The sequence below is a fragment of the Candidatus Brachybacter algidus genome (assembly GCF_016707225.1).
GTDB classification, from domain to species: Bacteria; Bacteroidota; Bacteroidia; order Chitinophagales; family Saprospiraceae; genus Parvibacillus; species Parvibacillus algidus.
Map to the genome: position 1 here is coordinate 55,085 of NZ_JADJID010000002.1, position 17,969 is coordinate 73,053.

Annotated in this window: 15 protein-coding genes and 2 pseudogenes; 6 read left to right on the forward strand and 11 right to left on the reverse strand. The window is 40.0% G+C overall.

What is annotated here, in order from left to right; genetic code table 11:
• Window positions 1–159: 159 nt before the first annotated feature.
• The 3 genes from preA (at window position 160) to IPI15_RS06085 (ending at window position 4,044) form a co-directional block, all read left to right on the forward strand.
• The gene (preA, locus tag IPI15_RS06075; RefSeq protein ID WP_287404687.1) at window positions 160–1,428 is read left to right on the forward strand and encodes an NAD-dependent dihydropyrimidine dehydrogenase subunit PreA; all 1,269 of its coding nucleotides are present in this window, start codon (window positions 160–162) and stop codon (window positions 1,426–1,428) included.
• A 182-nt stretch (window positions 1,429–1,610) separates the two neighbouring features.
• Complete coding sequence (gyrB, locus tag IPI15_RS06080) at window positions 1,611–3,572, forward strand: DNA topoisomerase (ATP-hydrolyzing) subunit B (RefSeq protein ID WP_287419585.1); 1,962 nt, start codon at window positions 1,611–1,613, stop codon at window positions 3,570–3,572.
• Between the two features lie 106 nt (window positions 3,573–3,678).
• The gene (locus IPI15_RS06085; RefSeq protein ID WP_287419586.1) at window positions 3,679–4,044 is read left to right on the forward strand and encodes a DUF1304 domain-containing protein; all 366 of its coding nucleotides are present in this window, start codon (window positions 3,679–3,681) and stop codon (window positions 4,042–4,044) included.
• A gap of 186 nt (window positions 4,045–4,230) precedes the next feature.
• Here IPI15_RS06085 and IPI15_RS06090 read toward each other — a convergent pair whose 3' ends face one another.
• On the reverse strand, window positions 4,231–5,514 hold the full coding sequence (locus IPI15_RS06090) for a type IX secretion system plug protein (protein ID WP_287404680.1): 1,284 nt from the start codon (window positions 5,512–5,514) through the stop codon (window positions 4,231–4,233).
• Window positions 5,515–5,840: 326 nt separating this feature from the next.
• Here IPI15_RS06090 and IPI15_RS06095 point away from each other — a divergent pair, with 326 nt between their 5' ends.
• Together IPI15_RS06095 and IPI15_RS06100 are read left to right on the forward strand one after the other, a co-directional pair.
• Window positions 5,841–7,391, forward strand: a complete 1,551-nt coding sequence (locus tag IPI15_RS06095; protein ID WP_287419588.1) for a DUF6798 domain-containing protein — start codon at window positions 5,841–5,843, stop codon at window positions 7,389–7,391.
• Window positions 7,392–7,610: 219 nt separating this feature from the next.
• On the forward strand, window positions 7,611–8,672 hold the full coding sequence (locus tag IPI15_RS06100) for a 3-oxoacyl-ACP synthase III family protein (RefSeq protein ID WP_502711644.1): 1,062 nt from the start codon (window positions 7,611–7,613) through the stop codon (window positions 8,670–8,672).
• 429 nt (window positions 8,673–9,101) lie between these two features.
• Here the strand turns inward: IPI15_RS06100 and IPI15_RS06105 are convergent, their stop codons facing one another.
• From IPI15_RS06105 to IPI15_RS06115, 3 genes are all read right to left on the reverse strand, one after another.
• Window positions 9,102–10,271, reverse strand: a complete 1,170-nt coding sequence (locus tag IPI15_RS06105) for a trans-sulfuration enzyme family protein (RefSeq protein WP_287404673.1) — start codon at window positions 10,269–10,271, stop codon at window positions 9,102–9,104.
• 212 nt (window positions 10,272–10,483) lie between these two features.
• Window positions 10,484–10,897, reverse strand: coding sequence for an OsmC family protein (locus IPI15_RS06110; RefSeq protein WP_287404672.1), 414 nt, complete (start codon window positions 10,895–10,897; stop codon window positions 10,484–10,486).
• Window positions 10,898–11,002: 105 nt separating this feature from the next.
• The gene (locus tag IPI15_RS06115; RefSeq protein ID WP_287404670.1) at window positions 11,003–11,767 is read right to left on the reverse strand and encodes a metallophosphoesterase; all 765 of its coding nucleotides are present in this window, start codon (window positions 11,765–11,767) and stop codon (window positions 11,003–11,005) included.
• Window positions 11,768–12,135: 368 nt separating this feature from the next.
• Between IPI15_RS06115 and IPI15_RS06120 the strand changes: the two genes are divergently transcribed.
• Window positions 12,136–12,564: an endonuclease domain-containing protein gene (locus IPI15_RS06120; protein ID WP_287404668.1), complete on the forward strand. Its 429-nt coding sequence runs from the start codon at window positions 12,136–12,138 to the stop codon at window positions 12,562–12,564.
• A gap of 89 nt (window positions 12,565–12,653) precedes the next feature.
• Here the strand turns inward: IPI15_RS06120 and IPI15_RS19795 are convergent.
• The 7 genes and pseudogenes from IPI15_RS19795 to IPI15_RS06155 all read right to left on the reverse strand — a co-directional run bounded on the left by IPI15_RS19795 (window position 12,654) and on the right by IPI15_RS06155 (window position 17,968).
• Window positions 12,654–13,376: pseudogene (locus IPI15_RS19795) on the reverse strand (hypothetical protein).
• A gap of 5 nt (window positions 13,377–13,381) precedes the next feature.
• Window positions 13,382–13,561, reverse strand: a pseudogene (locus IPI15_RS19800) (type II toxin-antitoxin system HicB family antitoxin); the annotation flags it as partial.
• 130 nt (window positions 13,562–13,691) lie between these two features.
• Entirely contained in the window at window positions 13,692–14,018 is a 327-nt protein-coding gene (locus IPI15_RS06135) for a hypothetical protein (RefSeq protein ID WP_287404665.1), read from the reverse strand.
• Window positions 14,019–14,032: 14 nt separating this feature from the next.
• Window positions 14,033–14,647: a hypothetical protein gene (locus IPI15_RS06140; protein ID WP_287404664.1), complete on the reverse strand. Its 615-nt coding sequence runs from the start codon at window positions 14,645–14,647 to the stop codon at window positions 14,033–14,035.
• Between the two features lie 106 nt (window positions 14,648–14,753).
• The gene (locus IPI15_RS06145; RefSeq protein ID WP_287419589.1) at window positions 14,754–15,389 is read right to left on the reverse strand and encodes a peroxiredoxin; all 636 of its coding nucleotides are present in this window, start codon (window positions 15,387–15,389) and stop codon (window positions 14,754–14,756) included.
• 261 nt (window positions 15,390–15,650) lie between these two features.
• Window positions 15,651–16,913: a homoserine dehydrogenase gene (locus tag IPI15_RS06150; protein ID WP_287419591.1), complete on the reverse strand. Its 1,263-nt coding sequence runs from the start codon at window positions 16,911–16,913 to the stop codon at window positions 15,651–15,653.
• The gene (locus IPI15_RS06155; RefSeq protein WP_287419592.1) at window positions 16,913–17,968 is read right to left on the reverse strand and encodes a homoserine O-acetyltransferase family protein; all 1,056 of its coding nucleotides are present in this window, start codon (window positions 17,966–17,968) and stop codon (window positions 16,913–16,915) included. The genes IPI15_RS06150 and IPI15_RS06155 overlap by 1 nt, the downstream gene beginning before the upstream one ends.
• Window position 17,969: the final 1 nt, after the last annotated feature.

A 17,969-nucleotide genomic window follows, 5' to 3' on the forward strand; every position in this document is an offset into this window, starting at 1 on the left:
TATTTATGCCAAATTTTACTTGAAACTAAAATTTAAATCAATGATAGAAAGAAACATGCTGGCTGATTTCCCCCTTTGGAGGGGGGTAGGGGGAGGCTCTTCCTCTCTTCTAATATTCAAAATTTATACAAACCTCATTTAACATTCAACATTTCCAAAATGGCTGATCTAACCTCTAACTTCCTCGGCATCAAATCCCCCAACCCTTTCTGGCTGGCCAGTGCGCCACCGACAGATAAAAAATATAATGTCCTCAGAGCATTGGAAGCAGGTTGGGGCGGCATCGTCTGGAAAACACTTGGTTCTCAGGTTAAGAATGTGTCCTCCAGATATTCCTCCGTCAACTATGGCGGTAAGAGAATGATGGGTTTCAATAACATCGAACTCATCAGTGATCGACCACTGGACATCAATCTCAGAGAAATATACGAAGTCGTAAAAGAATTTCCAGATCGTGCCATGATCGTTTCGCTGATGGCAGATAATGATCGAAACTCCTGGCACGAATTAATCAAAAAATGTGAAGATGCGGGCGCAATGGGCTTCGAACTCAACTTCGGCTGCCCGCACGGAATGACGGAGCGCGGCATGGGAGCAGCAGTAGGGCAAGATCCGGAGATCGCCAAAATGGTCGTGGAATGGGTCATGGAAAAAGCAACGATTCCTGTGATCACCAAACTCACGCCTAATATACATTCCGTAGTGCCCACGGCCAGAGCTGCAGTCCAGGGTGGAACCAATGCACTGAGCCTAATCAATACCATTCAAAGTGTGACAGGTGTGGATCTTGATACACTCGTTCCAAATCCCTACGTCGCAGGTAAAAGTGTCTTCGGAGGCTATTGTGGCCCGGCAGTCAAACCAATTGCCCTCAAGATGCTGACCACTGTGGCGCAGGATGAATTGACCTCCAAAGTACCCGTTTCCGGCATCGGCGGTATCAGCACCTGGCAGGATGCGGTAGAATTTATGCTGCTGGGAAGCACCACCGTTCAGGTATGTACGGCTGTGATGAATCATGGATTCAGGATCATCGAAGATTTGTGCGAAGGCATGAGCAACTGGATGGACGAAAAAGGATTTACCAAAGTAGAAGATTTCATCGGAAAGTCTGTTGAAAAGATCACGCATTGGGAAGATCTCGACATCAACTATCATCACATTGCTAAGATAGACCAGGATAAATGTATCCATTGCGGCTTATGCTACATAGCCTGTGAAGACACTTCTCATCAATCCATTTCACTTACTTCCGGTCATCCTTACAACCATTACAACGTCATCGAAGAGGAATGCGTAGGCTGCAATCTGTGCAAACTCGTCTGTCCGGTGGAGGATTGTATCACTATGGAAGAACATCGGGTCGGTCCTGAATATGTCAACTGGAAAGAATGGCAAAAACGAGGACTTCCATTGAATGATCATTGACTTTATAAGACATTGATAATCTATTAATTATAGATTCTTCAATCAAGAATTGAAGACACAGAACTTAAGTTAGTGTATAGATGTTATTATCCTGGTAATTTGCTAGCACAAGATTTAGTAAACATGAGGTTTTTACCTTATTTTTTACTATCTTTGTGCACTTTTTAAAAGGGTAAAATTATATGTCAGAAATAGTAGATGATCCTCAGGATAGAGGAAATTATGATGCGAGTAATATCCAGGCACTTGAAGGTTTGGAAGCAGTCAGAAAACGTCCCGGAATGTACATCGGTAGCACCGATACCAAAGGGCTTCACCATTTAGTATACGAAGTAGTAGATAACTCGATCGATGAACATTTAGCGGGTTATTGTGATATGATCACCACAATCATTCATCCTGACAATTCCATCACCGTAATTGACAATGGTCGTGGTATTCCTACAGGAATGCATGAAAAATTGCAGAAATCGGCCTTGGAAGTGGTAATGACCGTACTACACGCCGGTGGAAAATTCGACAAGGACACTTACAAAGTATCCGGTGGACTTCATGGTGTAGGTGTATCTTGCGTAAATGCATTGTCAGTTTATCTAAAGGCTGAAGTGCGCAGAGAAGGAAAAATTTTCCAACAGGAATACAGCAAAGGGATACCAACTTCTGAAGTTGTTGTCGTAGGTGAATCAACTGAAACAGGTACTACTATTACATTTAAGCCTGATAATACCATTCTGGAAACATTAGAGTATAAGTATGAAACACTTGCTGTAAGGATGCGTGAACTTGCATACTTAAACCAAGGTCTTACCTTATCTCTAATCGATGAAAGGCTGGATGACGAAGGAAAAATCAAACAGGAAACTTTCCACAGTGAAGGCGGACTTGCAGAATTTGTAACTTATCTGGATCAGTCGAGAACTTCTATTATTGCTAATCCTATTCACGTCATAGGCAAAGAAGATAACGTTGAAGTGGAAGTTGCCCTGCAATACAATACTTCTTATTCTGAAAATATATTCTCTTATGTAAACAACATCAATACACGCGAAGGTGGCACGCACGTAAGTGGATTCCGTCGAGCGGTGACAAGATTGTTCAAACAATATGGTGACGATAACGGCTTTTTCAAGAAAATGAAATTTGCCGTTTCAGGAGAAGACTTTAGAGAAGGCTTAACTGCCATCGTTTCTGTGAAAGTTCAGGAACCACAGTTCAAAGGTCAAACCAAAGGAGAACTAGGTAACTCTGAAGTGACAAGTATCGTCAGCCAGATCGTCGGAGAAAAATTAAAACATTTCCTCGAAGAAAACCCGAATGAAGCGCGTAAGATACTTGATAAGGTTGTCGTAGCAGCATCCGCAAGGGAAGCAGCTCGTAAAGCCCGTGAAATGGTGCAGCGTAAAAATATCCTTACAGGAGGTGGCCTTCCGGGTAAGTTGGCGGATTGCAGTAACAAACATCCTGCAGAAAGTGAGATCTTCCTTGTCGAAGGAGACTCGGCGGGTGGAACTGCAAAGCAAGGCCGCGACAGACATTTTCAGGCTATTCTGCCGCTCAGAGGTAAGATCCTGAATGTGGAAAAAGCCATGGAACACAAGATCTACGAGAACGAAGAGATCAAAAACATGTTCATCGCACTTGGTGTAAGCATCGAAGAAAAAGATGGCGAGAAGATCCTGAACATCGAAAAACTTAGATATCACAAGGTAGTCATCATGTGCGACGCGGACGTCGATGGTTCACATATCACTACATTGATCCTTACTTTCTTCTTCCGCTTCATGCGTCCGCTGATCGATAATGGATATATCTATATCGCAGCACCACCGCTTTATTTAGTAAAACGGGGTAAAGATTTCAAGTATGCATGGAACGAGGCAGACAGAAAAGAAGCTGTCTTGGCAATGTCTAAAAAGGAAAATGACGATGGCGTTAAGATCCAGCGATACAAGGGTCTTGGAGAGATGAATGCGGAGCAACTTTGGGATACCACAATGGATCCTACTACAAGAACATTGCGCCAGGTAACGATTGAAGATGCTGTGGAGTGTGACAGAGTATTCTCCATGTTGATGGGAGAGGAAGTGCCGCCAAGAAGACATTTCATCGAGACTCATGCCAAATATGCGAGAATAGACGCGTAGCAGAAGTCAGAAATTAGAATTTAGAAAGGCTTTTAAAGGACATATAATAAAGAAAAGAGAGTACCTTGTGGTATTCTCTTTTTTTTTAACCACAAATTTTTGAAGGATGAATATTGCAGCTCAAATCGTTGTCGGCCTTGTAGCATTTATACATTTGTATATTCTATGGCTCGAAATGTTTGCCTGGACTACGAGGGCACCTAAGGTTTTTAAAGGATATCCTGCAGAATACTTTCCAAAGACTGTAACACTGGCCGCCAACCAGGGCTTGTATAATGGTTTTCTTGCGGCAGGATTGATCTGGTCGTTTTTTATTTCAGATCCAATTTGGTCGGCGAATGTAGCCTATTTCTTTCTCGGTTGTGTGGCGGTAGCCGGATTGTATGGCGCTGCAACAGCACAGAAAAAGATACTTTTCGTGCAGACGATTCCTGCTATTGTGGGGATATTGTTTGTGTATTTTGGAAGGTGAGGAATGGGTAATGGGTAATGGGTAATAACGCAAAATATTCAATTTAATTCCAAATCCATATTTGCTATTTATAAAATCAGTGTAATCATTTAATCCGTGTAATCCGTGATTCAGACAAATAGGTAATCGGGACAATCTTTAATCTTCTAGCGTCTAGTTTCTAGAATCTGATATCTAGAATCTGTCTTATTTCGCGCCACCATAGATTCCTGAAGAAGGAACTCCTAACAACCAGTATTGGCCAACTCTTTCGTACCTTTCACCATATCCTTTGTAATAGACAATAATTTGATAATTATTCGATGTCTGGTAGTCATTACCTTCGATGTTAGTATGGTCAAATGAGCCGTTTTTTAACTTTTCTGCATAGAAATAATCGTAATAACCTTGTTTCATAAGGATCGTGGTAGTATAATATTTCTTTTCAGGAACATAGGTCATTGGTTCGGAAGAAACGTTATTGCCCCATTCATTGAACTGGCCCATGACATATACCGGGTTTGGTAATGGGGCTTCAGCTTTAAGATAAAAATGGACCTGACAATAATCACTTTCCATTAGATCATTAGTATTGTCCAGAGATTCAATTATAAATGAACCATTGAGATCGGGATATGCTATGTTTCCACTTCGAGAAGTGATATCATCATTTCGTAAAAAAACTTCTGTTCGATCGTCATATCGCTCCAGGTTTTCAACTTTAAAACTCGGCCTTCTCATGCTTCTAAGGTCTAAATACCGAAATTCTTTACCTGCGGGAAAGGAAGTTTCATTGATATAGTCATAAAGCAACTTATCGTTTCGAACAAATTTTGGGGCAATCAAAGGCTTATTTTCCCAAATACCGTTTTTTAAAATTGCAACCCTAACCTGTGTAAGTGGATCTATGATCTTAATCTTTGGAGAAATAGTAAGGTCAATTCTCTGATTTTCAGAAACGCTTCCTGCCCGCAGGTCACCAACTATTTCTGCACTGATGCCAAACATCTGATCACTTACTACAAATCTTCTTGTAATGACCGGACTATTATCTTCCTCTTTATATACATGAATCAGGTAGTTGCCCGACTTTGTAACTCCCACTAAATCATTAGGAAAACTAAAAACATATTGTGTGTAGACGACCCTGGTATTAACAGAGTAGGCGTAATCTCTAATCTCTTGATCATTGAATCCTTCAAGATATTCTAATTCGTTTAACGAGCTTGGATTCCAATTCGCATCACATTGAACGATCCGGTATTTATAGTAAGTGAAATCTCCATTAAGATCATCAAAAATCATCTCCAATGGTTGCCCACTATTCAAAAAAGTAATCGGAAAACCATTATTGAAGCCTAGTGGCCGCAAAATGACAGTTTTTATTTCATCACTATAATTGTAATCATAATTAACCAGTTCCTTCGGTTGGGCAAATAGAATGAAGGGCAATAAAAATGCGATGAATCCTGTAAAAAAACCTTTGATCATAGAGGTAAATCTTAGTATAATGGCCCAAAAGTAAGGTTATCCTTTGAATATCAGGAATATTCCTGTAAGTAAAACAATTGGAAAGTATTGAAACGCAATAAAGGACGGATTTATTAAAGGGTTGTGTGTTAAAATTAAAATGTCTGAATCGCGCTTGCCGGCCAAGATAGGAAAGGATTAGGGGGATTAAGGAATTTCATAGTTTGGTATTCTGATGATTTGTGTCTAAACCATTTAAAGACATCTTAGAAATATTACTACAAAAAATTCTCATTATAGCATTTCCTAAAAATATATCTTTACCAAAGTAAAAGAAAATCTAGCGAGTGTCTATATCACAAGGTAATATTCTGTCCTTTGCGAAACAATTGTTTTTGGCACTCATCGTCTATTGTTTTTTAATTCTCTGTTTAGGTTACGAGTTTGGAAGTGGAGATCAAACAGAATTCATTCCATTGCTCCGCGACAATATTGTAAATGGATATTTCAAGAAGGATTTTTTTGTACAAAACTACTTGCTTTCTGGTCATGATGTCAGACATGGAGTAATTGCCACTTGTGACATTGGGAATAGGTTTCTGGAGTTGAATTGGTGGTTATTCATCTTGCATTTTTTATCCGGCATGGTCATGATTCTTGGAGGAATGGCGGTTCTGGGACATTTTACTAAAAACAAAGCACTACTTGTTGCAGCCCTTTGTATTATTTGGGGCATCTTATATGGGATCAATTTAGGATCAAATGAGATCTATTACGCTCAATTGCTCCCTTCTCTTCTTGCAAAATCCTGCCTTATATGGGCTATATATTTTTACATAAAGAATAAAATTACTATCTGGCCTGCCTTCGTTATCCTTGGGAGTTACTGGCAGGACATGGCAGCAATTCAAGTCTTTTTGCTATTGACCGGTTCGAACTTTATCGTTTTTTTTCTGCCTTGGTTACGCCGTAAAGTTTCTTTTAAGAATTTATTTAAACAAATCAATCTTTTACCCAACTTCGTTTTTCTCGGATATGTAATCATATTTATTTTTCTGAAAGCAGGGTTATTAACATCCAATAATACAACTGACAGCAAGCCTTTGATTGATATTCTAATGTGGAGAGTGGGGCACCATTTTGATCCTGCCCTATATTCATTGCGCAATTATTTGACATTTGGATTCGTAGTCATCCCTTCTCTTTTCTTAATTTACAAGAGAAATATGAGGATTTTCGTATTCTGTATTTTAGCCTTGACGGGATGTCTTATCTATGCTTTATTATATCAAGTATTTCCCCAAATCATCATGACACAATGGTTTAAGACGACGATTTGGGTTAAACTATTATGTTTTGGTGCGCTCTTTATTTACACGATGGAGTTTATCTTTTTGATGTTTGGAAAACAAAGAAAACTTAATGTCCAGGCTGCTTTATTAACCGGACTTTTAGCACTTGGTATCTATAAAGGTCCATTGCATGACGTGCCATATCAACTTCCGTTTACCAAAGCACAGACAGACGATGAGGTAAGCATAGCTTTATTGGCCAGGCAAAAAACAGCCAAAGATGCACTCTTCCTGATACCTCCTGACAATAGTACTTTTAAGATCTGGTCAAAGCGCAGTTGTTTTGTAGATTACAAGTCGACCGTTTTCGATTCAAGGGTGCTCGAAGATTGGTTGTCAAGGATCACTCTTGTTTATGGTATTTCACTGTCGGATCAAGGCGGGCTTCTTGCTTATCCTAAAATGAGGGCACGATATAAAGATTTTCTTCAAAGTCCCACGAACCTTAACAAAATAGTGGTCACCCATTTTATTACAGAAGAAGTCCTGCCACAATATACATTGCTCGGTGAGGCAGGCAGATGGCGTCTATATAAGGTGAAATGATAGCACTGTTGGATTACACATTAAAAGGATTTAGGGATTGACCAACAGCTTACCTTTTACTCTCTGAAATTTGAATAGAAAACTTTGATAAATTGGTAAATGAAGTTGAGGAAAGTGTATTTTAACACTTAGTCATTTGTGAAAATAGACCACTTTTCGAAAGACTTCATTTGATATAATTGTCAGATATTTTGATTTACTTTGGTAAAAATTTAAAACATCATGGGTTCATTTATAAAAAGTCTGGGTTATTACGTCCCTAAGAATGTTGTCAAAAATGAAGATCTCATCAAACACATGGATACTACGGACGAATGGATCCAGGAGCGTACCGGTATTCAGGAACGCAGATATGCTACCCGTCATGAAGAATCGACAGTTTCCCTGGCAGCCAATGCAAGCCGTATGGCCATCGAGCGGGCTGGAATAGAGGCATCAGAAATAGATTTTATTATTTTTGCCACACTCAGTCCCGACTATTTTTTCCCGGGTTGTGGCGTTTTACTCCAAAGAGAGTTGGGTATCACCGGCACTGAATGTGGTGCGCTTGACGTGAGAAACCAATGCTCCGGATTTATATATGCATTGAGTGTCGCCCATCAATTTGCTTCAGGTGGCGTCTACAAAAATATTCTTGTGGTCGGTGCAGAGGTCCATTCGATGGGTCTCGACTACACGACTCGTGGCAGAAATGTTTCTGTAATCTTTGGCGATGGTGCCGGTGCCGCTATCGTTCAACCAACAGATCAAAAAGATACAGGTATTCTTGCCACATGTATGCACAGTGACGGTACACATGCCGAGGCCTTGGCATTTATCAATCCTGGTTGTCATGGAGGAAGATATGGAGATGTTGAGAAATACGGCTATGATGAATCTCTCGACTTTGGAGGTACTTTTCTGACTCAAAAAATGATCGACGACTCTTTAATCTATCCCGAGATGAATGGCCAGTTTGTATTCAAAAATGCAGTTCAGAAAATGCCGGAATCCATCATGGAAGTACTGAATAAAACCGGCTACAAACCATCAGATCTCAAAATGCTTATCCCCCATCAGGCCAATCTTCGTATCGCATCCTTTGTCCAACATAAACTTCAACTCCGCGATGATCAAGTCTATAACAACATCCAGAAATACGGCAATACGACCGCCGCGTCAATTCCTATCGCTTTGACAGAAGCTCATGATCTGGGGTTATTCTCTTCCGGTGATCTCGTTTGTCTGACTGCTTTTGGTAGTGGATTTACATGGGGAGCGGTGCTGATGCGTTGGGTTTAGGCAATTAATAATGATTAGTGAATAATGAATAATAAGAGTGGACGGTAGTATCTCTTGATCTGAATTGCAGGCGATCATTGGATTGACAAAACAGAGAATTGGGGATCGTAATCCCCAAAAAGAGGGTTATTTGGGGATTACGATCGCCAAAAGTGGATAAAATAGTTTGTTTTTTTATAAAATTGATGGCTTCTGGTCGTTGGAGGCACGAGTTAAAAACTCGCGCCAGCGTGCAATTAGGCAGTTTTTAAACTTGTCTGTTTGGCCCCTTTAGGGGTCTCCTATTTGTAATAACGTAGATATAGGTTGACTCTTGCCCCGCTAGGAGTTACCTTTTTCATAATACGTATAATAACAATTATCGACTTAACCTTCAATCAGAGCCACACTGCTTGCTCTAATTGTCAAATGCCCATTATCCATTGTTAATTACGCGTCTAGGGCCTGTAGTAAATCATTCAAGATATCCTCCCGATGTTCCAACCCAATTGATATCCTCACTAATCCATCAGAGATGCCGACAGTGGCCCTTTCTTCAGGTGTCAGTTTGCAATGTGTTGAGGAAGCCGGATGCGTAGCAATACTTCGGGCGTCACCCAGATTGGGAGATATCTTGATCATCTTTAGTCCATCCAGGAATTTTGAAGCTGCAGCTTGTCCTCCTTTTAGAGTAATTGTTATGATACCTCCGCCGGCTTTCATTTGTTTCCGTGCAATATCGACTTGCGGATGAGAATCCAAAAAAGGATAAGAGACATTTTCAAGCGCAGAATGCCCTTCCAGCTTTTGAGCTACAAAAAGTGCATTTTCACAATGTCGTTCCATCCTTAGCGCGAGCGTCTCCAGGCTTTTACTCAATACCCAGGAATTAAAAGGGCTCAAAGATGGACCTGTTAATCTGCCGAAAAGATAAATATCTTTGACAAGATCAGCTCTGCCGGCTACGATACCGCCCAACACTCTTCCCTGACCATCCATGTATTTCGTAGCGGAATGAATGACGAGATCCGCTCCGTATTTAATGGGTTGTTGAAGATATGGCGTCGCAAAACAATTATCCACGATCAAAAGCAGGTTGTGTTTTTTGGCGATGGCGTTAACGAGTGCCAGATCGATCAGTTCGATTGCAGGATTGGTTGGTGTCTCAAGGTATATAAATTTTGTCGTAGGACGAATGAGGCTTTCAATGGCATCGACATCATTCGTATGAAAATAACTGTAGGAAATATTCCACTTAGGAAAATATTTGTTGAAAATGGCATGCGTCGCCCCGAAGACGGACGAACAGGAGATGACATGGTCCCCTGAACTCAACTGAGACATAAAAGTGGTGAATATCGCCGCCATTCCGGATGCCGTCGCAAATCCTGCTTCCGCACCTTCCATCAGGCAGACCTTATTTATAAACTCGTTGTTATTCGGATTGATGTAGCGGGAATAAATAAAGGCATCCGACTCGTCGTTGAATGCTGCGCGCATATCTTCCGCTTCATCGAAGACAAAACTACTGGTAAGATATAGGGGCACGGAGTGTTCATTATTCTCCGATCTTTCAAATTGTGCCCTGATGGCGTTGGTTTCAAAATGTTTTTCTTCCATTTAAAATAAGTAATTGGTAATGAGTAATAGGTAATTTTGACATAGTGAAAAAATCAAAAGGCTTAGCTATTTTTTTTAATTTATTTCACAAAGTTTCTCAAAGACCAAAAGTAATATTAAAGGGTCATTCTGACTTCTGATTTCTAACTTCTAATTTTATTAAATCCACCCCCTAACCCCCTCCAAAGGGGGACATCTTTCCCTTCAAAGCCTTAGTTCACCGATACCGTATAGGTTATATTTGCGGTAGGATTCATGATCATAGAGACGGAGCAATACTTATCCATAGATAACTGAACAGCGTTCAATGCTTTTTTCTCATCAACCTTTCCGGCTATTTTGAAGTGCAGATTGATGTCTTTCCAGATCTTGTGTTCTTCTACTTTTTCGTTTTCTCCATCCACCTCAACTTCAAAAGAAGTGATGGTTTGCCTCTGTTTTTTGAGGATCATGATGACATCAATGGCGCTGCAACCACCAACGGCAGCAAGTAATAATTGCATTGGTCTCATGCCGAGATTGTGACCTCCGATCTCTGGCGAACCGTCCATTTCTAGACTATTTCCATTGTCATTGACGGCTTCCATGTGGTAGTCGTCGTTCAGTCGTTTGATATTGATTTTCATTTATATAGTTTTTGATTCGTTCTTTAAACAGTAAAAGTGGGGATAGTTTTGGAGAAATGTGTAAAAACGGCGGATATTAAAAATCAATAACCTTTATTTAGATGTTCATAGCTCAAAAAATTTATCGGATTTAAAAAGTAGGTGTTCATTTTGCTGCACATAGGCCAGCTGATTCGTAACAAGCTGCGTATTTCCAATTGTGAAATCCGGTGTGTTGTTGTGGTGATGGCCATATCCCCAATACGCGATGTTTGATGTTTCAATCATGTCAAACAGCTCAACTGCGAATGCTTCATTGAGTAGATCGCCTCTGTATTGCTCAGGATAGTTCAAAAATGTGGGACAATGGTGGGTGAATACTGCAACTTTTTCCTCATTCAATGTTTCCAATTCGTTCTGAATAAAAGCCAAACATTCTTCGTGCAATTGATTGTATATTTCTCCTGAAAATCGAAACCCTTTGTATTTTATTTGATAAAAATCGTTCATACTCCTTTCTATCTGCCATTGATGGCTGGGATTGATTTTACTCCATAACGTCGAGAAGATTAGTTTTGTATTTCCATGAAGTGCAGAAGTATTGTTTACCAAAAAAACATTGTCGCGTATTTGCTCATGTAGCACTCCACTTTTTTCTGATATATCAAAATGGTAATACTCATGATTGCCCGGCAGCCAATAGGTCATTTCAAAATGATCGCTCACATAATTGAAGAAATCCTTGTGTTTATCCATCTCAGAAAAGGGTATAATATCACCAGACAATACCAATACTTCACCGACAGGCTGCAATGGATGATTCATTAGGAATGCTCTATTTGCAGGAAATTCCAGGTGTAAGTCAGAGGCGTATTGAATTTTGAGTGGCATGATTTATTGTTTTAGTTTATATTTTGTACTTCGTCCATCGCTTGGTTCTTTTGACAAATACCTTTCTGTATTTTCAACAAAAAAGTTTGGGTTACAACACACATTTTTTTATCAAAGGAAGTTATAAATATAGATAATGTTGCGGAGATTATTAATTGTGATGAAAGGATTATATAAATGTTCCTCCCCCTACCCCCCTCGAAGAGGGGGAAATCCCCAGATCCAAACCCCACATTTTAATAGCTAGAAAAGCACTTTGGAGCTGGGAGTGAATTTCCCCCTTTGGAGGGGGGTAGGGGGAGGCTTTTCAAAAATTGATTCTTTTTTTTCAAAATTTTTCCTATTTTTATACCTCAAACACCCCACCAATGAATCACCATCACTACAACAAAGATTTACAATTCTTTGCCCGGGAAAATAGAAATAACGCTACCAGGTCTGAGGCTTGCCTCTGGAAATACGTCCTGAAGTCAAGTCAAATGATGGGCTATCCATTCAGGAGGCAACGACCAATTAGAAAATATATCGTTGATTTTGTTTGTTTACCTCTTGGTTTAATTATCGAAGTGGATGGATATTATCATGAGGATTTTGACGCGAAGGATATTATTAGAGATGAGAATTTAAAAGAATTTGGATTTACAACTTTACGATTTTCTTCATGGGAAGTGTTAAATAGAATTGATTCTGTCGCAGAGATTATTATGCGTTGGATCAAAGAAAATGGGAAGGTCCCACCCCCTGCCTCCCGCAAGCAGGGGAAATCGCATGATCCAAGCTCTCTATCAAATATTTAATAAATCACCTTAGATCAGGAAGTGACTTTCCCCCTCTCCGAGGGGGCCAGGGGGAGGCTTTCCAAAACTGACTTCTTTTTACTCCCCTTTCAACTAATCAACAACAATCTCCGCTCACCGCTTCTCTCCTTTGGTGCCCGATGAATACAAGGAAGTACTTTGCTTTCCGGATGATCGATGGCAAGCCGCCACATATGTCCGATGCCAAGGCTGACAGGTTGTGCGTCAGGAAGTAGCTGATAGTGCAGGTCAAAGAAGTTTTCAATTAAAAAGTCTTCAAAGCCCTCTTCCGGTCCGACATACAATTTTTTAAGTTCGGCGCGGATCTCCGGAATAAGTACTTTTTTTTTCTGCCTGATCATTTGGCAAAATATCGCTAGACTCTCCATAATACGTACATAAAAAAGTATCGAACGGCACCGGTGAACGATCTACATGAAACAAATACACATCAGTCGGAAAAAACGGATAATCTACATCCCGCTCATAAGTCGTGATCACATTCAAGATGGGTGAAGTGCCATGTTCTCTAACAACTTCAGATCATTCAACAAAACCTCGCGTGCAATTTGTCCTGCTTCGCTCAGCTGCATCGCACGTAACTCCTCTTCTTCAATTATCACGATATTTTCATCTGACTTCACCTGTTGGACGATCTCTTCAAAATCACCGGATAGTTTGCGATTCCAGCATATGGCGTTGATGGGGTTTTGGAAGGGGGTGGTGATGAGGGAGTGGAAGGAGGAGACGGGGAGGATTTGGGAAGTGTTGGAAGAAAGGTCATCCTTTCCGAATACTGTTTTCTTTGATATTTATATCTTTTAGAAATTTCCGTTTCTGAGGCCATCTCATAAAATAACTCTAGCGCTTCAATAAGATTGGTTTTTGCTTCCTCAGGAGTATCACCCTGGCTGGCAATATCCAATTCAGGACACAGTGAAATATACACATCGTCTTCCTTTTCGATTACAGCCGTTAATTCGATTTTTCTTTTCATTTAGCAAATTTAATGCATTTTTTGAAGTTTTCATTGGCGGGTTTGAGTGTTTCTTTTCTGATAAAAACCTAAACACTCAAGCCGATTTTATTAAAATTGTGCAATACAGAAATAATGGATGAACAAAATATCATTCTATAACTACTGCCGGAACATTTCTAGGTATTTCCTTCATAGTAGTGTATTCATAGGTCCCAATTTGCCTGGCACATTGTTTTGTTGGGATTTTAATTTTTTGATTGTCATAATAATGTTTCCCGTCGTAATTTATAATCAAAACTGTTACGTCATTGGGAAAGCTTCCTGATGATGCTAATGCCATATTTGAATGCTTAACTTGAAATACTTCAAACTGTTTGCCGGGAATACATTCGCCCTTTTCTGGAAAAAGGGTAAGTCCGATAAGACCATCTGTTGATTCATTGGAGGTTGCTAAAACCTTGCCTTCGCTATTCAAGAAGTAAAATGGACTTACTCTATTACGACAAAAGGAAAATAACTTACAATATTTTCCTCGTCGACAATCTGTGCATGATTTTGGAATTCAAAACCTAACGGTGCCAATATTTCGAAATTTTTTGAATTAACATCAAAATCCCCTTTAAATGCTACGTCACTAACTCCATTAATATCTAATAAATTATCGTAGCCTGAAAATAAAAAATAGTTGCCTGGTTTATTTAGAATATATTTTAATTCTACTTCAAATGGATATGATTTTGAAAATTCTCCATTCATTCCTTTTGTCTGAATTCTCAATTCTGGAAAGCTGAAGTCGAGTGAAATCGCCTTTATTAATTCTTTATCTATCAAATTTAAATTACAAGTTGAAGTGCTTTTTTTCAAAATATTTATTTTTTGTTTTGTTGTATCGCCTGTAAGTAAATTGATAACATCTAAACTATCTGGCAAGACGGCATAAACAATAAGTGTATCACCTACTTTCAAAGTATCATTCAAGGTAGACAATTTAAAAAGTGTACTAACCAAGTATGCTTTATCTTCGAAAGAATCTCTATTACAATCGGTTGACTGAAATACTATCCAACAAAGGAAATAAATAATAAAATATTTTACCTTTTTCAATACACAAGAGTTCACGCTTCAAATATAATCATTCTCTTGTACAAACAAAAAAGGGACGCCTCCCCTCCCGTCAGCATCCCTTTTCCCAAATTATCTTTTCCCCAACCTACAAGTTCGGCTGCGGCGTCATTCTCAAGTAAGGCTTGATTTCCGTATATCCCTTTGGAAACTTAGCCGGAATATCTTCTGTCTTGATAGCCGGAACGACGACTACATCCTCTCCTTGTTGCCAGTTGGCAGGGGTGGCGACGCTGTAGTCAGCGGTTAATTGCAGAGAGTCAATGACTCTTAATAACTCGTTGAAATTTCTTCCGGTAGATGCAGGATACGTGATCAGTAGTTTTACTTTTTTGTCAGGGCCGATGATGACGACTGAACGCACAGTGTGTTTTTCTGAGGCATTCGGGTGAACAAAATCGTACAGTTTCGAAACTACAAATTCAGGGTCAGCGATGATGGGGAAATTGACCGTCGTGTGCTGTGTCTCATTGATGTCCTTGATCCAGCTATGATGACTGTCCACATCGTCCACACTCAAAGCGATGACCTTAACTCCTCGTTTGTCAAATTCCGGCATGATCTTCGCCACAGTGCCCAATTCGGTAGTACACACAGGTGTATAATCCGCCGGATGACTGAATAGAATAGCCCACTTGTTGTCCAGCCACTCATAAAAATTAATGTTTCCTTCTGTCGACTTTGCATTAAAGTCTGGAACGACATCTCCTAATCTTATTGACATGTTTGATAAAATTTATAAGTTAAAAAAATTAAATATTTTTTTGGCGAGACACCCCGCCTTACTTCACTTCATATCTCTTTCTTCGATATTTCGTTGTGTTTCACTTCCTTGAAATGGTCTTTTGGAGACCATTTCTTCGTCGTTCACCCCTCAAGAGGGGAAGTTGCGACTTTATTTCGTCTTTTTGAAGGACACCTGTTAACAATATTGGATGATAACATCGGAGTTTCATTCTAATTTCTGACTTCTAATTTCTAATTTTTATTGAATAAGAATTTTCGACTTCTCCTCAACAACTCCCTTCTCCACAACAGGAGTCTTTACTATAAGCGTCAGCTTATTTGAAACAAGTGAAATGAAGAGCTTGTTGTCCAAAATGTATTTTCTCTTGGTACGTAATTCATTCAGATTGATCGTGCCGACGACATATGAGTATTTTTCCTCCGTATATTTTTGATTAATCTCCTTGAAATCAAACATTTCCAGGTCAGCTGGATTATTGTATCTTAGATAGATCTCGACCATAACCTCATTCGTAAATTCTACATGCTGCGACTGTGCATATTTCTTGAATTCATATCGATATCCATATGAGAGCGCTGAAACATCCGATAATACAGCTGCTCCAGTCGGCAAACTACCTGCGCCTCTGCCCTGCAAAAATTGCTCTCCTGAAAATTTTCCCTCCACGATGACGCCATTGAACTCACTATCTACATTGTATAATTGACTATTTTTTGAAACGAACCTCGGTGCTACAAATACACTGAACTTATCGTCGTCCAGTCGCTCGATGACGGGCATGAGCTTTATTTTGTAACCTTTCTCTGAAGCGTATTGAATGTCTTCATCCTGAAGCGTCGTGATACCCAGATTAAGTACTTTGTCTTCATCAATGATCTTGCCAAAGGCATGCAGTGCTAAGATTACCGCTTTGTATTTTGGGTCATATCCCTCTACATCATTCGTCGGATCACTCTCGGCAAATCCTTTTTCCTGAGATAACAACAAAGCATCCGGATACGAGATCCTTTCGTTTATTGTCTGGGTCAATATGAAATTGGTCGTGCCATTGAATATTCCGGTGACGCGCTTCAGGTCTTCATTGTCGAAATATTCTTCCAAAGTCCTGATGATAGGTATGCTTCCACATGCTGCAGCTTCGTACAACAAGGAAACCTTGAACTTATTCTGCAATGCATACAATTCGTTAAGATGCAAAGCCAACATCTTTTTATTCGCAGTGACCACATGTTTACCGCGGCGCATAGCTTCGCTGACTATTTCGAATGCTTCCTCTGCGTCATCAATGAGTTCGACGACAACACTGATATCTCCATTGTCCAGCACATCCCACTTGTTGTAGGAGATCAATTCTGAAGCAATTGGTCTTTTCTTAGTTTTATCTTTTACGACGATGCATTCCAGGCTGGCTTTGAATCCCGTACTGTTATTAAGCACATGATAAAGTCCCTGCCCCACGCAGCCGAAGCCAAATAAACCGATCTTTAATTTTTCTGCCACTATGCTTTGATTAAACTGATTAAATTTTTGTTAGATTGAGTTTTCGAATAGAATTCCCGGATAAGTTTACTTAGCTGCTCATATTCGATGAGAAATCCGTCATGCCCGTATAAGGAATCTATTGTGCCAAAATGCGCATGCTGAATAGAGTCTGCTATTCTTTTCTGTTCTGCAATCGGGAATAAAATATCTGATGTCACTCCGATGACCAGCGTATTGGCCTTGATCTTATGCAGCCCTGCTTCATGATTTTTGCATCTATTACGACACAGATCATGCGAATCCATTGCTTCAGAAAGTCGAACGTAGGAATATGCATTGAATCTCTTCACCAATTTTTCACCCTGATACTGTTGATAATCCGCAGCTGCTTTATACCCTGTTTTTTTACGTCTTTCTCTTTGGCTGACATCATAGGTCTTATAATTCCTGTAACTAAGGAGTGCGATACTTCTCGCCACCTGAAGACCAGCGGCTCCGCCATCCTCTGTATTTTCACCATAACTAGGATCCGCCTTAATGGCCATTCTCTGAGATTCATTGAAAGCAATGCCCCAGGAAGAATGCACACAATTCGTTGCGATAAGGATGAGGTTGTTAGTAATTCCCGGAAACATAATGGCCCATTCCTGAGCGATCTGCCCGCCTTGAGAACTTCCAATGACCGTATGAATCGTTTCTATGTTCAATTCCTTTTTTAACAACTCAAGAGTATTGGCCATATCCCTAATAGTAATGGTTGGAAAAGTGCCGTACCAAGGTTTGCCTGTCTCTGAATTAATACTCAACGGGCCTGTGGTGCCATAACAAGAACCAAGGTTATTGGCACAGATAATAAAATGGTCTTCCGGATTAAACAAGTCGTTATCTCCGAAGAGACCCGCCCACCAATCCAGCACATCGCTATTGGCAGTCAATGCATGGCAAACCCAAATGACATTGGATTTGTCAGCATTCAACCTGCCATAAGTATGATAAGCTATATCGATTTCCGGCAAGACCGCTCCATTTTCTAAGGTGAACGGTTGTTCGTATTTAAATGACTCTTTTCCCATG

Bases quoted from the DNA above. Each gene is read 5' to 3' on its own strand.
- preA (WP_287404687.1), top strand. From the start codon at position 160: ATGGCTGATCTAACCTCTAACTTCCTCGGCATCAAATCCCCCAACCCT.
- gyrB (WP_287419585.1), top strand. From the start codon at position 1,611: ATGTCAGAAATAGTAGATGATCCTCAGGATAGAGGAAATTATGATGCG.
- IPI15_RS06085 (WP_287419586.1), top strand. From the start codon at position 3,679: ATGAATATTGCAGCTCAAATCGTTGTCGGCCTTGTAGCATTTATACAT.
- IPI15_RS06090 (WP_287404680.1), bottom strand. From the start codon at position 5,514: ATGATCAAAGGTTTTTTTACAGGATTCATCGCATTTTTATTGCCCTTC.
- IPI15_RS06105 (WP_287404673.1), bottom strand. From the start codon at position 10,271: ATGGAAGAAAAACATTTTGAAACCAACGCCATCAGGGCACAATTTGAA.
- IPI15_RS06110 (WP_287404672.1), bottom strand. From the start codon at position 10,897: ATGAAAATCAATATCAAACGACTGAACGACGACTACCACATGGAAGCC.
- IPI15_RS06115 (WP_287404670.1), bottom strand. From the start codon at position 11,767: ATGCCACTCAAAATTCAATACGCCTCTGACTTACACCTGGAATTTCCT.
- IPI15_RS06120 (WP_287404668.1), top strand. From the start codon at position 12,136: ATGAATCACCATCACTACAACAAAGATTTACAATTCTTTGCCCGGGAA.
- IPI15_RS06145 (WP_287419589.1), bottom strand. From the start codon at position 15,389: ATGTCAATAAGATTAGGAGATGTCGTTCCAGACTTTAATGCAAAGTCG.
- IPI15_RS06155 (WP_287419592.1), bottom strand. From the start codon at position 17,968: ATGGGAAAAGAGTCATTTAAATACGAACAACCGTTCACCTTAGAAAAT.